Consider the following 14491-nt stretch of genomic DNA (forward strand, 5'->3'; position numbering starts at 1 on the left):
TCTTTCCGTGAGCCAGTTACCGGTGCCCGGTCGGGACACCGCGTACGTGTGGATCGACCGGGGCGTCGGCGGTCGGCCGCTCCCGGCCGCGCGGCTGTTGCGGCGCGCGGGTGCCGCGCTGCTCGGCCGCGCGGAGGCGGAGATCGTGGTGGAGCACGACCGCGACGGGCGTCCGCTGGTCACGGTGTCCGGCGCGGGGGCCCGGGTGGAGCTGCCGGTCAGCGTCAGCCGGGCCGACGGGGTGGTCGCGGTCGCCGCCCGGGCCGCCGGCCCGGTGGGGATCGACGTGGAGTGGTGCCGTCCGCTGCCCGCGCTGGCGCTGGCCGGGCGATGGTTCGCGCCGGCCGAGGCGGCGTGGCTGGCGGGCCGCGTCGCCGACGGGCGGGCCCGCGACTTCCTGCGGCTGTGGACGGCGAAGGAGGCCGTGGGCAAGGCGCTCGGGACGGGGCTGCGCGGCGGCGGTCTGCGGCGGCTCATGCCGGTGCCGGACGACCCCGACGGGGCGCTGAAGCAGGGGTCCGACGCCCTCGATGCGGCGCTGCGACCGGGGACCGGCGCCTTCGACGGCGCGTGGCGGCCGGTGCCCGACGACCTCGACGCCGGGCTGCGGTCGGCGCCCGGCGGCAGGCGCCTGCGCGTCGGGCATCCCCGCGTGGGCGGGGGCCTGGTCCTGGCGGTCGCGGTGGTCGCCGACGAGGCGGTGCCGCTCCACGTGGTGTCGGTCGGGGCGCTGCTGGTCCGGGCGGTGCCGGTCGGATCGGACGGGGCCGTCGGGGCCGCGCGGTGCCGCGCTCACGTGGCGGCCGTCCGCAGTGCGTCGGTCGAGCGGACCAGCTTGCCGGTGGTGGTGCGGGGCAACTGATCCACCAGGTGCAGGGTGCGGGGGCGCTTGTAGCCGGCCAGCCGCTCGGCGATCAGCTTGTCGAGCACCTCCTCCGACAGCGGCCCGTCCGGCTGCACGTAGGCGGTGATGCCGCCGTCGAAGACGACCACGGCGGCGGCGACGCCGGCCAACCCGGCGACGGTCGCCTCCACCTCCGTCAGGTCGACCTTCAGACCGCCGACGGAGACCTGCGAGTCGAGCCGCCCGCGAACGGTGACCAGGCCGGTGTCCGGGTGTACGACGCCGGCGTCGCGGGTGCGCAGCCAGCCGTCGGCCCAGCGGGTGGGGTCGCTCAGCCCGACGTACGGCGACGCGGGGCAGCTCACCCACAGCTCGCCGTCGACCTCGCGGACCTCGACGCCGGGCGCCGGGGCGATCGACGGGCGGTGCCGGCCGTGCAGGTCGGTGCCGATGACGCCGACCTCGGTCATCCCGTACATGTTGCCCAGCGGCACGCCGTACCGGTCGGTGAAGGCGCGGGCCACGGGGGCCGGCACCAGCTCGCCGCCGGTGGTCATCCGCTTGAACTGCGGCAGCGGCTCGGTGGGGCGGGTGGAGGCGAGCAGTCCGATGTGGAACGGCACGCCGAGTACCGTGGCCGGCGAGTCGTCGGCCGCGATCGCGGCCAGCACCGCGTCGCCGGCGAGCCGCTCCGGCGGCACCAGCTCGACGCCGGCGTGCAGGCCGTAGAGCAGGCCACCGACGAGGCCGAGCACGTGCACCATCGAGGGCAGCAGGACGATCCGCTCGCCGGGCAGCGCCACGCCGTCGATGCGGGTGTAGCGGCGCACCTCGGCGACCAGGTCGTCGGCGGTACGACCGATCACCTTGGACGGTCCGGTGGAGCCGGAGCTGAGCTGGATCACCGCGTGCCCGCTGACCGCCGGACGGTCGGCGTACGCGGTGACGCCCTCCGTGACGTCGACGAAGATCCGCAGTCCGCCGCCGCCGGTGCGGACCGGGGCCACCACCACCTGCGGGGTGAGCCGCTCCAGCGCCCGGTCGACCTCGTGGTCGGTGAGCCGGTGGTCGAGCAGGATCGCCTGCGCCCCGCTGCGCCAGGTGGCCAGCAGGTTCACCACGTACGCCAGCGAGGGCGGCAGCCGCAGCGCGGCGGCGCCCCCGGGGCGCAGTCCGGCGGCGCCGAGGCGGGCCTGCGCGTCGGTCACCAGCCGCCGCAGGGTGCCCCGGTCGACCGGTTCGGGAAGTCGGAGACAAATGTCGGTCGAGCGGCCTTCGAGGAGAATTTCGTCAACCCAGAGCGGGTCTGTCGCCGCAGGATTTCCCGTCGCCACTACCGTTCACCGCCCAGCCTCAATTAGGGCGGAACCGCCCATAAGGTGTGCCTGTCGGGGTGCTGCGGGGAACCTTACGACGCCGTCCGGATGCATAGCTAGATGCAAATGGCTAGATCAGAAAGGGCGGCCGGCCGGATTGCCCACGACCGGTTCGGCGGGCAGTATCGGGCGTGTACGTCGACTGAGGGTATCCGCCGGATGACCCGTCGTGCGTACGGCGCGGCACGCCCACCGGACGGCCGATGGTGCTCTTCAGACACGCCGGTACGGCCGCACGGCGCGGGCCGGGATGGGACCGCCTCGTGCCCTGCGTCCAGCGGGTGAACAGCCCGCGACCCCTCACCTGGGTGCGAGGCAGCCGGTGAGGGGCAGGGCAGCCGAGAGAACGGTGCGACGGGACGGCGGGGACGCGGGGGCGGCGGGACAGCAGGGAGGGCGGAACAGCCGAGACGGGGCTCAGGTGCGGGGCGTGGCGGGGGTCTGGGCGTGGATGAGGAAGCGCAGCGACCGGGCATCGGTGAAGCACTGCCGCATCGGCCGGACCAGGTCCCGGTGCTCCGGGCTGCGTTCCCACGCCTCGAAGTCGGCCAGGCTCGCCCATTCGCTGGTGATCAGCCACTGCTCCGGGTCGGCCGACGACCGGCAGACCTGGTCGACGAGATGCCCCGCAACGCCCCCGGCCACCAGGTGCCGGACCGCCTCGTACGCGGCCAGGAACGCCTCCGTACGCTCCTGCGGCACCCGTACCAGGAACACCACCCGAGCCCGCTGCGCGTTCGCGTCGGCTGCCCGCTGCGCCCCGACCCGGGACCCGACGGACGTCGTACCGGTGGCCTGCTCGCTCACGGCGTCACTCCCCTCTGCGGCGCGGCCCCACGCAGGACCAACGCGCTGTTGAAACCGTCGAAGCCGCGGGCGCAGACCAGCGCCAGGCGGCTGCGCGGTCGCCGGTGTTCCCGCAGGAAGTCCAGCTCACAGCCCTCGGCCACCTCGTCCGGGCCGGCGGAGGCCGGCAGCGTGTCGTGGCCGAACGCGAGCAGCGCGGTGGCCACGTCCAGCGCCGAGCCGCCCTGGTGCGCGCGGCCGGTCAGCGGCTTCTGGGTGCTGACCGGGGGCGGCCGGTCGCCGAAGACGGCGCGTAGCGCCACGGCCTCGCTGCGGTCGTAGCGGGGCACGCCGAGCGCGTCGGGCAGCACCACGTCGACCGTCTCCGCCCCGACGCCGGCCCGGTCCAGGGCCAGCCGCATGGCGCGGGCGTACTGGATCGGGTCGCCGGCGGTGTCCGGTCCGGTGTGGACGGCGTCGTGGGTGGCGCCCCAGCCGGTCACCTCGCCGTACACCCGGGCGCCCCGGGACAGCGCGTGGCTCAGCTCCTCCACCACGAACACCGCGCCGCCCTCGGCGGGCAGGTAGCCGCTGGCGGCGGCGTCGAACGGCCGGTAGGCCCGCTCCGGGTCGGCCACGTCGCTCAGCAGGCCGGAGCGGAGTTGGCAGGCCAGGGCGTACGGGCTCAGCGGGCACTCGGTCGCCCCGGCGATCACCACCGGCGTGCCCCGGCGTACGGCCCGCGCGGCGTGCGCCAGACTGTCCAGCCCGCCGGCGGTCTCGGCGACCAGCACCCCGCACGGCCCCTTGAACTGGTGGTGGATGGAGAGCTGCCCGACGCTGGCCGCGTAGAACCAGGCGATCGACTGGTACGCCCCGACGGTGCGCGACGCCCCGCCCCAGAGCCGTTGCAGCTCCCGCTGCCCGAACAGGTTCCCGCCCGACGAGCTGGCCAGCGTCACGGCGTAGCCGTACGGGTCGGGGGCCCGCTCGGGCAGGCCGGCATCGGCCAGTGCCAGCCCGGTGGCGGCGAAGCCGAGGTGCGTCCACCGGTCCGTCTGCACCAGCCGGCGGTTGTCGGCGTACGCGGCGGCGTCGAAGCCGGGCACCTCCCCGCCGTGGCGGGTGGGGTAGCCGGCGGGATCGAACAGCGTGATCGGCCCGGTGCGGCGGGTGCCGGCGAGCACGGTACGCCAGTGCGCGTCCACGCCGATCCCGCTGGGCGCGACGACGCCGATGCCGGTCACCACGGCCCGCGCGGTCACGGCAGCACCCGCCCGGGCAGCCGGCGGAACACCATCGCCGACTGGAAGCCACCGAACCCGCTGCCCACCGAGAGCGCCACGTCGACCGGCAGCTCCCGCGCCTCGTTCGGCACGTAGTCCAGGTCGCACTCCGGGTCGCGGGTGCTCCAGTTGGCCGTCGGCGGCACCACGCCGTACTCCACCGCCAGCGCGCACGCGGCCATCTCGATCGAGCCGATCGCGCCGAGCGAGTGCCCGACCATCGACTTGATCGAGCTGATCGGCACCCGGTACGCGGCCTGACCCAGCGCCCGCTTGAACGCGGCGGTCTCGTGCCGGTCGTTCTGCCGGGTGCCCGAGCCGTGGGCGCTGATGTAGGAGACCTGCTCGGGGGCGATGCGGCCCTGCTTCAGCGCGGCCGAGATGGCCAGCCCCATCTCCAGCCCGTCGGGCCGCAGCCCCGTCATGTGGTAGCCGTTGCTGCGGCTGGCGTAGCCGGCCACCTCGCAGTAGACGTGCGCGCCGCGGCGCGTGGCGTGCCCGGCCTCCTCCAGCACCAGCACCGCCGCCCCCTCCGCGAGGACGAAGCCGTGCCGGTCGGCGTCGAACGGGCGGGAGGCGTGCGCCGGGTCGTCGTTGTCCGGGCTGGTCGCCTTGATCGCGTCGAACGAGGCGACGGTGACCGGGGAGATCGGCGAGTCGGCGGCCCCGGCCAGCACGACGTCGGCCTCGCCGTCGGCGATGAGCTGGTGGGCGTACCCGATCGCGTCGATGCCGGAGGTGCAGCCGGTGGAGACCACCTGCGCGGGGCCGTGCAGTCCGTGCCGGCACGCCACGTCCGCGGCGAGGCTGCTGGGCACGAGCGCCTGATAGAGGTACGGGCCGCCGCGCCCGGCGTCGACCAGCCACCGGCGGCCGGTGTCGCTGACCGTGACGTACTCCTGCTCCAGGGCGGTGGTGCCGCCGACGGCGGTGCCGAGCACCACGCCGGTGCGGTCCCGCTCGGCGTCGGTGAGCTCCAGGCCGGCGTCGGCGAGGGCCTCGGCGGCGCAGGCGAGGGCGAACTGCACGTACCGGTCGGCGCGCCGCAGCTCGTCTCCGATGAGGCCGGCGGCGACCGGGTCGAAGTCGCACTCGGCGGCGATCTGGGAGCGGAAGGCCGACGGGTCGAAGAAGGTGATCCGCCGGGTCGCCGTACGCCCCTCGGTGATGGTCTTCCAGAACCGGTCCCGGCTGGCGCCGCCGGGGGCGACCACCCCGACGCCGGTCACCACCGTGCGGCGCCCACTCACGACGACACCTCGGTTCGCGACTGCGGGGCTCGCAACCCCGGCTCACTCCTCACGCTCACGATCCGCCTCGCTGTTCGACAAGTTCGGTGTCGACGTGACCGAGTTCGGGGCGGGGCGCCAGCGGGCCGAGGTGGAAGACCACCTCGGCCGGCTCGTCCCCGGTGTTGCGCAGCCGGTGCCGGACGTTGCGCGGCACGAACAGCGCCTCACCGGCGGCCAGCGGCACCGGCTCGTCGTCCAGGTCGACGGTGATCGTGCCCCGGGCGACGTAGAGGAACTCCTCGCTGTACGGGTGGTAGTGCTCGGCGATCCGCTCCCCCGGGCGCAGCGTCGCCACCCCCATGAAACCCGAGGTGCTGCCGACGGTCTTCGGGCCGAGCAGCACCCGCAGCTCGCCGCCGCGGCGGCCGTCGGGCGCGACGTCGGCGGCGGCGACCAGCCGCAGGGTCGGCTCACTCATCGCCGGCTCCCGTCGCCCGGCCGGCGCCGGCGAGCCGCTCGATCTTCTCCCTGATGACGGCGAGCTGCACCGCGCTGTTGGCGTTGATGCGGTCGGTCATGCCCGCGTCGTCCACCGGCGCGGTGGGCTTCATCGCGAAGTCCTGCACCCAGGTCATCCGGGTTCCGCCGGGCTCCTCGGCGTAGCGCCAGTGGATGCGCATGTACTCGAACGGCCCCGTCTCCACCCGCCGGGCGTCGACCTGCCGGGTGACCGGGTCGGCGGTACGTTCGCTGACCCAGCTCCACACCGTGCCGTTCTCGTCGGGGTGCATGGTGAGCCGGAACCGCACCGTGTCGCCGTCGCGGTGCAGGATGTCCGCGCGGGCGTACTCGGTGAACAGCTGCGGCCAGTTGGCGACGTCGTTGGTGACGTCCCACACCAGCGGCAGCGGCGCGGCGATGAGCACGCTGTTCTCGGTGTGCCCGGGTTGGTCGGCCTGGCGGGCGACCAGCTCGGCGACGCCCGCGATGCTGAGCTGCCCGGCCTGTTCGGGGATCTGCACCTGCCACCGGTCGGCGACCACGGCGGAGAGTTCGAGCAGCGCCAGCGAGTCCATGCCGAGCTCCTCCAGGGACGCGGCCGGGGCGCGGGCGGCGGCGTCGGCGTCCAGCCCGCAGTTGGCCACCAGGATGTCGGTGATCTCGGCGGTCAGCGGACGGCCATGGGTGACGGTCATCGGAGCCTCCTGTGGTGTGCGTCGGGCGGGCCGGCGAGCAACTGCTCGACCAGGCCGGTGCAGTAGCGGCCCTTGCGGAACCCGGCGTCGTCGAGCACCCGCCGGGCGAACGGGATGGTGGTGCGGACCCCGGGGCCGGCGATGTCGAACTCGTCGAGGGCGCGTTCCAGCCGGTTGAGCGCGAGCTCCCGGTCCGGCGCCCAGACCGCCACCTTGGCCAGCAGGGAGTCGTAGTGCGGGCCGAACAGGTAGCCGGCGTGGCCGTGCGTGTCGACCCGGGTGAACGGGCCGCCGGGCGGGACGAAGCGCTCCAGCCGGCCGGGCGTCGGCGCGAAGCCACGGTCCGGGTCCTCCACGTTGACCCGGCACTCGATGGCCACCCCGTGGAACCGGACGTCCTCCTGCCGCCAGCGCAGCGGCACCCCCGCGGCGATGTGCAGCTGCTCGTGCACCAGGTCGATCCCGGTGATCATTTCGGTGACGGGATGCTCGACCTGGATCCGGCAGTTGATCTCCAGGAAGTGGAACCCCTCGTCGGGGTCGACGAGGAACTCCACGGTGCCGGCACCGGTGAAGCCGGCGTGCAGGGCGCCGCGCAGGGCGCACTCGGCGATGGCCTCTGCGGTGCCGGCCGACAGTGCCGGGGCCGGCGCCTCCTCCACCAGCTTCTGGTGGCGGCGCTGCACCGAACAGTCCCGGGTGCCCAGGTGCACGCCGTTGCCGTGGGAGTCGCACAGCAGTTGCACCTCGACGTGCCGGGCGCCGGTCAGGTACCGCTCCACGTACACCCGGTCGTCGCCGAAGGCGGCCTGGGCGGCGGCCCGGGTCCGCGCGTACGCCCGGGGCAGTTCGGCCGGGGTGGCGACCACCGTCATGCCCCGGCCCCCACCGCCGGCCGCCGCCTTGACGATCACCGGGTAGCCGACCTCGGCGGCCACCTCCGCCGCCGCGGCGGCGGTGGGCACCGGCGCGACGCTGCCCGGCGGCAGGGGCAGCCCGGCCCGGCGCATCAGCGCCCGCGCCGAGGACTTGTCGGCCAGCACGGACATCACCTCCGGCGGCGGGCCGATGAAGACCAGGCCGTTGTCGGCGCAGATCTCGGCGAAGTCGGCGTCCTCGGAGAGGAACCCGTAGCCGGGGTGCACCGCCTGCGCGCCCACCTGCCGGGCCGCCTCCACGATCGCGGCGGCGTTGAGGTAGCTGCGCCGGCTGGCCGCCGGCCCGATCCGCACGGCCTCGTCGGCCAGGCGCACGGCGACGGAGTCGGCGTCCGCGGTGGAGTAGACCACCGCCGTACGCACGCCCAGCTCGCGGCAGGCGCGCAGGACCCGCAGGGCGATCTCACCCCGGTTGGCGATCAGCACCTTCTCGAACATCGCGTCCCGCCCCTCACGCCGGGTCCAGCGCGACCAGCGGCTGGTCGTACTCGACCGGCTGGCCGTCGGCGGCGAGGACCTCGACGACCCGGCCACCCCGGTCGGCGGTCACCTCGTTCATCAGCTTCATCGCCTCGACGATGCCGACGACCTGCCCGGGACGGACCAGGTCGCCGACGGCGACGAAGGGCGCGGCGCCCGGCTCCGGCGCGCGGTAGAACGTGCCGACGATGGGCGACCGCACGGCGTACCCCTGCGGCGGCGCGGCGGTCGGCGGGGGTGCCGGGCTCGCCGTGGCGGCGGGGGCGGTCCCGGCTGGGACGGCGTGCCACTCCACCTCCAGCACCGTGTCGCCGCCGCGCAGCCTGATCCGCCGCAGCGGGCCGGGCAGCTCGGCCACCAGGTGCCGGGCGTGCCGCCGCAGCCCGGCGAGCACGCTGTCCACCTGCGGCCCCACCTCCGCGCCGGACGCCGGCTCCACGCCGGACGCCCGCCCGACGCCGGGCGACGGCTGCGGAGGAGGTGCCGGCACCGGGCCGGCGGCCCGCTCGACGCCGGACGACCGGGCCCCGTCAGGCGTGGGGTGCGGGCCGGGCGTGGGGTGCGCCTGCGGCGTCGGGTAGGTGTCGGGGGCCGTCCGGGTGCCGGGGGCCGGCACCGCGACGACCGCCGCCGGGCCGGATGCCGGCGGCACGGCGGCCCGGATCACGCCGGCGTTCACCGGGCACCCGCCCGGGCGCCGAGGCGGGCGGCGCCGAAGCGCCGGAAGCGCTGCCGCCGGCGGCGGACCAGCGTCGCGGGCGGCACGTCGAGCAGCGGCAGCAGGTGCGCCAGCACCGCCTCGCGCAGCGCCCGGGCGGCGGCCTGCGGGTCGTGGTGGGCGGCCGGTGCCGGCTCGGCGACGAGGTCGTCGACGATCCCGAGCCGGCACAGGTCGGGGGCGGTCAGCCGCAGCGCGCGGGCCGCCTGCGGCGCGGCGCCCCGGTCCGGCCAGAGGATCGCCGCGCAGCCCTCCGGGCTGATCACGGAGTAGACGGCGTGCTGGAGCATGAGCACCCGGTCGGCCACCGCGAGCGCCAGCGCACCACCGCTGCCGCCCTCGCCGGTGATCACGGCGACGACGGGGGTGGGCAGCACGGTCAGGGCGAGGATGTTCTCCGCGATGGCCGCCGCCTGGCCCTGTTCCTCGGCCCGCACGCCGGGATCCGCCCCGGGGGTGTCGACGAGGGTGACCACCGGCAGGCCGAGGCGGGCGGCGAGACGCATCAGCCGCAGCGCCTTGCGGTGCCCCGCCGGGCTGGCCATGCCGAAGTTGCGCCCGACCAGCTCGGCGGTGGTGTGTCCCTTCTGGTGGCCGATCACCATGACGGCCCGGCCGTCGAGCCGCGCCAGCCCGCCCACCACCGCGGGGCAGTCCGCACCGAGCCGGTCGCCGTGCAGCTCGACGAAGCCGTCGAACGCCGTCTCCAGGTAGTCCAGCGTGGTCGGACGGCCCGGGTGCCGGGCCAGCCGTACCGTCTCCCAGGCGTCGCCGCCCGGGCCCGGCGCCGTCGTCGCGGCGGCGCCGCCGGCCGGGCGCGCCACCAGCGGCGACGGCTCCTGCCGGGGTACGCCGGGACGCGCCGCCGGCCGCCGCCCGGCCCGCGCGGCGGCGAGCAGCGCCACCAGCCGGCCCCGCAGGGCGTGCCGGGGCACCACCATGTCGACCTGGCCGTGCCGCAGCAGGAAGTCGGCGGTCTGGAAGCCCTCCGGCAGGTCCCGGCCGGTGACCTGCCGGATCACCCGGGGGCCGGCGAAGCCCATCCGCGCGCCGCTCTCGGCGAGCACCACGTCGGTGTTGGTGGCGAACGAGGCGGCCACGCCCCCGTACGTCGGGTCGGTGAGCACGCTGACGGTGAGCAGGCCGGCCTCCCGCAGCGCGGCGATCGCCTGGCTGACCGTGGCCATCTGCATCAGCGACAGGGCGCCCTCCTGCATCCGCGCCCCACCGGAGGCGGTGACGAGGACCAGCGGGACCCCGTCGGTCAGGGCCCGCTCGGCGGCCAGGGTGATCAGCTCGCCCACGACGCAGCCCAGGCTGCCGCCGAGGAACCGGAAGTCCATCACGGCGAGCACGCACGGCTGCCGCCCGACGGTGGCGGTGCCGCAGACGACCGCCTCGGCCAACCCGGTGCCGGCCCGCGCCGCGGTGAGCCGGTGCGGGTACGGCAGCAGGTCGACGAAGCCGATCGGGTCGACCTCGGCCGGCCGCTCCGGCAGGGCGGTGAACGACCCCGGGTCGACGAGCTGGAGCAGCCGCTCGGGCGCGTCGACCCGGGCGTGCGCCCCGCACTCGGGGCAGACGTCGAGGTTGCGCCGCAGCCGCTTGCGGTAGAGCAGGGTGGCGCAGCCACCGCAGCGGGACCAGAGCTGCCCCTCGCGGGGCGCGGTGGCGGTCACGACGACCGCCCGACGGGCGCGGCGTCGAAGCGGTAGAAACAGCGGGCCATCGCGTCGCGCGGCTCCCGCCACGTCGGCAGGTACGGCGACACGTACGGCTGCAACCGGGCACTGACCCTGGCGAACTCGGGGTGTCCCCGGGCCGCCTCGACCGCTGCCCCGCCCGGCGACTCCGTCTCCAGCAGGTGCACGTACAGGTCACCGAGCCGGTAGAGCGACCGGTGCCGGACCCCGACCAGGCGCGGCAGTTCCGTCGCGTCGGAATCGGCGAAGATCTCGGCGACGCGCGCCTCGGCGCTCGGCACCACCTTCGCGACGATCAGCGAACGGTCCATGGACGGGCCTCCCTCCACGGCATCGGGCGTCGGTGACGACGGCACCGGCCTAGCCGGACGACTGGCGACACGATCCGGCCCCCGGCGTCACGGCGGCGTCACCGGCGACCGCCGGGTGGCGACGCAGCTTCCGTGACGCTGCGTTGACGCCAGCTGTGTATCCGCTGTGCGGCACCGATCATCCGGTGTGGACTATCCGCAGTTAGGAAGGGTTCTCGTGGACGCCGACAGGCAAGCGCCATCCCAGACAAGACATTGACCCAGAGTGACCACTATTGATAATCTTCGTCACGGTCAGCCCGGCGGCCGCGGCGTGCGACGCCGTGCCGCGGCGGAGCGATCCGACAGTGGGGTCATGGGCAGCCGCGCCGGGGACAGCAGACGAGTCGGGACGAGCGTTCCGCAGGGGGTGCCGCCGTGGCCGCTGATCGATCGACGCCGACCACCGTTTGCCGTGCCGACGCCGAGATCTCCCTGCACCTGCTCGGCGGGTTCCGGCTGCTGCACGGCGACGCCCCGGTCGTGGTGCCGCGCGGCCTGCAACGCGTCATCGCCCTGATCGGGCTGCGCCCCGGCGCCACCCGCAGCAACCTGGCCGGCCTGCTCTGGCCGGACGCGCCCGAGGACCGCGCGCTGTCGTCCCTGCGGACCGCGCTGTGGCGGCTGCGCCAGGACCCCTGCTGCCCGCTCACCACCTCCGGCGACACGGTCGCCCTCGGCTCGGCCGTCCGGGTCGACGTCGACGCGCTCGTCGGCACGGCCGCGCGGGTACGCGACGGCGACGACCCCTGCGCCGCCGCCGCGCTCGCCGCCGGCCGCCACGACCTGCTCCCCGGCTGGTACGACGACTGGGTGCTGGCCGACCGGGAGCGGCTGCGCCAGCTGCGCCTGCACATGCTGGAGGATCTGGCCGGCCAGCACCTGTCGGCGGGCCGCCACGGCGCGGCGCTGGAAGCCGCGTTGGAGGCGATGGCCGCCGAACCCCTGCGCGAGACGCCGCACCGGCTGGTGGTCCGCATCCACCTCGCCGAGGGCAACGCCTTCGAGGCCGTGCACGCCTTCTACGTCTACCGCGACCTGCTGCTGCGCGAACTGCGGCTGGAGCCCTCGGCGGCGATGACCGCCCTGCTCGACGACACCCTCGCGCCGATCCGCGAGGCCACCCGTACCGCCCCGGCCGGGCCCCGCCGGCCGCCGGCCAACCGGATCGCGCCCCGCGCGCGCTGAGGCGGCGTCACCGGCGCGGCGGGGCGAGTGACGGACAGGTGACAGTCGCCGGGGCACGGTGGCCGCACAACAGTCCGTGGTCTGCGACATGGTCGCGGAGCGCCACCGGCGAGAGGGGTCCCATGAGCCGTCTACTGATCGTCAGCAGGATCATCCCGGGCGCGGAGGGTCGGGTGGCACAGATCTTCGCCGAGTCCGACGCGACCGAGCTACCCGCCCTCACCGGGGTCCGGCACCGGTCCCTGTACTGCCTGCACGACCTGTGCGTACACCTGATGGAGACCGCCGACGTGGCCCCGGACGCGCTGGCCGAGGCCCGCAACCACCCGCTCTACCGCCAGGTCAACGAGCGGCTCTCCGCGCACACCACGCCGTACCTGCCGACCTGGCGCTCGCCGCGCGACGCGATCGCGGGCTGCTTCTACCGGTGGGACGCCGCGGACGCGGCGGCGCACCCGGCCGGCTGAACGGGGGCGCTCGCCATGTCGTCCAGACCACCCCACGTCCTGATCATCGGGGCCGGCACGGGCGGGCTGTGCCTGGCGCACGGCCTGCGCCGTGCCGGCATCAGCGTGGCCGTCTACGAGCGGTACCGCACCCGCGGCGAAGGGCTGCTCGGCTACCGGGTCGGCATCGGGCCGACCGGCAGCCGCGCGCTGCGCGAGTGCCTGTCGCCCGCCCTGTTCGACGTCTACCTCGCCACCTGCGCCCGCTCCCCCCGCTACTTCAACGTCATCACCCAGGGCATGCGGCGCACGGCCTCGTTCACGCTCCGGCCGGACACCGACCCGGTGAACACCGAACGGTCCGTCGCCCGGATGACCCTGCGCCAGGTCCTGCTCACGGGCATGGAGGACGTCGTCCACTTCGACAAGGCCTTCACCCGGTACGACCAACGCGACGACGGGACCGTGACCGCGCACTTCGCCGACGGCAGCACCGCCACCGGCGACCTGCTGGTCGCCGCGGACGGCACACACTCGGCGGTACGCCGCCAGTACCTGCCGCACGCGGTCACCCGCGACGCCGGCACCATCAACATCGCCACCCGCATCCCCCTGACCCCGCACACCAGGGGGCTGCTGCCCGAGCGGATCGAACAGGGCATCTCGCTGATCTTCGGCACCGGCGGGATGATGGGCGTGCTGCACGTGATGGAGTTCAAGTGGGACCGCGACGGCGCGCTCAAGCCCGGCGTCGATCCCGCCGACGCCGAGCTGCTGCGCGGCTGGCCGGGGCTGCGCCACGACAACACCCGCGACAACATCAACCTGGTCGTCTGGAGCACGGCCCGCCGCTTCCCGACCGACGTGATGCAGCTGCGCGGCGAGGACCTGGTCCTGCTCGCCCTGCGACTCACCCGGAACTGGCACCCCCACCTGCGCGAACTGCTCGCCCGCAGCGACCCGGGCAGCGCCCTGCCCATCAGGGTGGCCACCAGCGAGCCGGTGCCGCCCTGGAAGAGCAGCACCGTCACCCTGCTCGGCGACGCCATCCACACGATGACGCCGGGACGCGGGGTGGGCGCCAACACGGCCCTGCGCGACGCCGCCCTGCTCTGCCGCCAGCTGCGGCTGGCGGCCACCGGAGACAAGACGCTGCTCCAGGCGGTGGCCGACTACGAGGCCGCGATGGTGCCGTACGGGTTCGCCCGGGTCGCCGACTCGCTCAACCGCAGCGGCACCAGCGGGGACGACCGGATGTACAAGCCGGTCGTCGGCCGGCTCGCGCTGCTCGGCGCGCGGGGCTACTTCGGCGTCACCAGCCGGGTGCCCCGGCTGGCGCGGCGGTTCGTCGACGACTTCTACAGCTACCGGGGCGAGGAGGACTGACCGTCCGACCGGGACCCCGGCGCCGCCAGTGGGCGCCGGGGTCCCCGCCTGCCTGCCCACCACCCACCGACCGCGACCGCGGACGCGGACGCGGACGCGGCGACCCTCCGTCGCCCCGGCGGACACCGCCCGTCGCGACCCGTCCCGCCGCCACGGTGGGCACCCGGTCCTGCCTGTCGGCGTCGTCGGGCGTGTGCGAAGCTGCGGCGAGTTTTTCTCGCGGGTTTCCGGACGTGAACGATAGGGAGGTTTGCCGTGGCGTGGTCTTTCGGGCACTGGCTGATACTGATCGTGGCTCTGTTGGTGGGTCTGGCGGGCGGCTGGTTCGGGCGCGGCCGGCGGGACGCGGCGGTCGCCACCCACGGCTCGCCCATGGTGGACGGTGACCCGGTCGCCGGCATGACCGCCGTGGTGGTCGACCCGCCGCCCGTCGCCACCCTGGACGAAGCACGCCCCGAGGTGACCGTGGACCCCGCGCCGGAGGCGGTCGCCGACCGCGTCCCCGCCGCGCCCGGGGTCGACGCCCCGACCGACGCCGACCCGGGCAGCACCGACACCCCGA

At 75.3% G+C, this 14491-nt stretch carries 14 protein-coding genes; 4 read left to right on the forward strand and 10 right to left on the reverse strand.

The annotated features are described in order from the left end of the window. The first annotated feature begins 7 nt into the window (after positions 1–7). Positions 8–862 carry a 4'-phosphopantetheinyl transferase family protein gene (locus tag EV374_RS12335; RefSeq protein WP_132234724.1) on the forward strand — a complete coding sequence of 285 codons (855 nt, stop codon included), beginning with the start codon at positions 8–10 and terminating at the stop codon, positions 860–862. On the opposite strand, the gene EV374_RS12340 is transcribed toward EV374_RS12335, so the two are convergent. The 10 genes from EV374_RS12340 to EV374_RS12385 form a co-directional block, all read right to left on the reverse strand. Continuing rightward, positions 793–2178, reverse strand: a complete 1386-nt coding sequence (locus EV374_RS12340) for a class I adenylate-forming enzyme family protein (RefSeq protein WP_132234726.1) — start codon at positions 2176–2178, stop codon at positions 793–795. The genes EV374_RS12335 and EV374_RS12340 overlap by 70 nt on opposite strands. Before the next feature lie 459 nt (positions 2179–2637). Continuing rightward, the gene (locus tag EV374_RS12345; protein WP_132235051.1) at positions 2638–2940 is read right to left on the reverse strand and encodes an antibiotic biosynthesis monooxygenase family protein; all 303 of its coding nucleotides are present in this window, start codon (positions 2938–2940) and stop codon (positions 2638–2640) included. Positions 2941–3023: 83 nt separating this feature from the next. Next, positions 3024–4271 (reverse strand): beta-ketoacyl synthase N-terminal-like domain-containing protein, encoded by a 1248-nt coding sequence (locus tag EV374_RS12350; RefSeq protein ID WP_132234728.1) that lies wholly within the window; start codon positions 4269–4271, stop codon positions 3024–3026. Then, complete coding sequence (locus tag EV374_RS12355) at positions 4268–5542, reverse strand: beta-ketoacyl-[acyl-carrier-protein] synthase family protein (protein WP_132234730.1); 1275 nt, start codon at positions 5540–5542, stop codon at positions 4268–4270. Before EV374_RS12355 ends, EV374_RS12350 begins: the two co-directional genes overlap by 4 nt. Before the next feature lie 55 nt (positions 5543–5597). Next, positions 5598–6002 carry a cupin domain-containing protein gene (locus EV374_RS12360; RefSeq protein WP_132234732.1) on the reverse strand — a complete coding sequence of 135 codons (405 nt, stop codon included), beginning with the start codon at positions 6000–6002 and terminating at the stop codon, positions 5598–5600. Next, the gene (locus EV374_RS12365; protein WP_132234734.1) at positions 5995–6720 is read right to left on the reverse strand and encodes an SRPBCC family protein; all 726 of its coding nucleotides are present in this window, start codon (positions 6718–6720) and stop codon (positions 5995–5997) included. The genes EV374_RS12360 and EV374_RS12365 overlap by 8 nt, the downstream gene beginning before the upstream one ends. Beyond that, on the reverse strand, positions 6717–8096 hold the full coding sequence (locus tag EV374_RS12370) for an acetyl-CoA carboxylase biotin carboxylase subunit (protein ID WP_132234736.1): 1380 nt from the start codon (positions 8094–8096) through the stop codon (positions 6717–6719). Before EV374_RS12370 ends, EV374_RS12365 begins: the two co-directional genes overlap by 4 nt. A gap of 13 nt (positions 8097–8109) precedes the next feature. Beyond that, positions 8110–8628 carry an acetyl-CoA carboxylase biotin carboxyl carrier protein gene (accB, locus tag EV374_RS12375; RefSeq protein ID WP_132235053.1) on the reverse strand — a complete coding sequence of 173 codons (519 nt, stop codon included), beginning with the start codon at positions 8626–8628 and terminating at the stop codon, positions 8110–8112. 185 nt (positions 8629–8813) lie between these two features. Then, entirely contained in the window at positions 8814–10535 is a 1722-nt protein-coding gene (locus EV374_RS12380; protein WP_132234738.1) for an acetyl-CoA carboxylase carboxyltransferase subunit alpha, read from the reverse strand. Continuing rightward, positions 10532–10870 carry a TcmI family type II polyketide cyclase gene (locus EV374_RS12385; RefSeq protein ID WP_132234740.1) on the reverse strand — a complete coding sequence of 113 codons (339 nt, stop codon included), beginning with the start codon at positions 10868–10870 and terminating at the stop codon, positions 10532–10534. The genes EV374_RS12380 and EV374_RS12385 overlap by 4 nt, the downstream gene beginning before the upstream one ends. 417 nt (positions 10871–11287) lie before the next feature. Between EV374_RS12385 and EV374_RS12390 the strand changes: the two genes are divergently transcribed. The 3 genes from EV374_RS12390 (at position 11288) to EV374_RS12400 (ending at position 13929) form a co-directional block, all read left to right on the forward strand. Further along, positions 11288–12097 (forward strand): BTAD domain-containing putative transcriptional regulator, encoded by an 810-nt coding sequence (locus EV374_RS12390; protein ID WP_132234742.1) that lies wholly within the window; start codon positions 11288–11290, stop codon positions 12095–12097. 122 nt (positions 12098–12219) lie between these two features. Continuing rightward, the gene (locus EV374_RS12395) at positions 12220–12564 is read left to right on the forward strand and encodes a TcmI family type II polyketide cyclase (RefSeq protein WP_132234744.1); all 345 of its coding nucleotides are present in this window, start codon (positions 12220–12222) and stop codon (positions 12562–12564) included. A gap of 15 nt (positions 12565–12579) precedes the next feature. Next, the gene (locus tag EV374_RS12400; protein WP_132234746.1) at positions 12580–13929 is read left to right on the forward strand and encodes an FAD-dependent oxidoreductase; all 1350 of its coding nucleotides are present in this window, start codon (positions 12580–12582) and stop codon (positions 13927–13929) included. The last annotated feature ends 562 nt before the right edge of the window (positions 13930–14491 follow it).

Source organism: Micromonospora sp. CNZ303, from assembly GCF_004345505.1.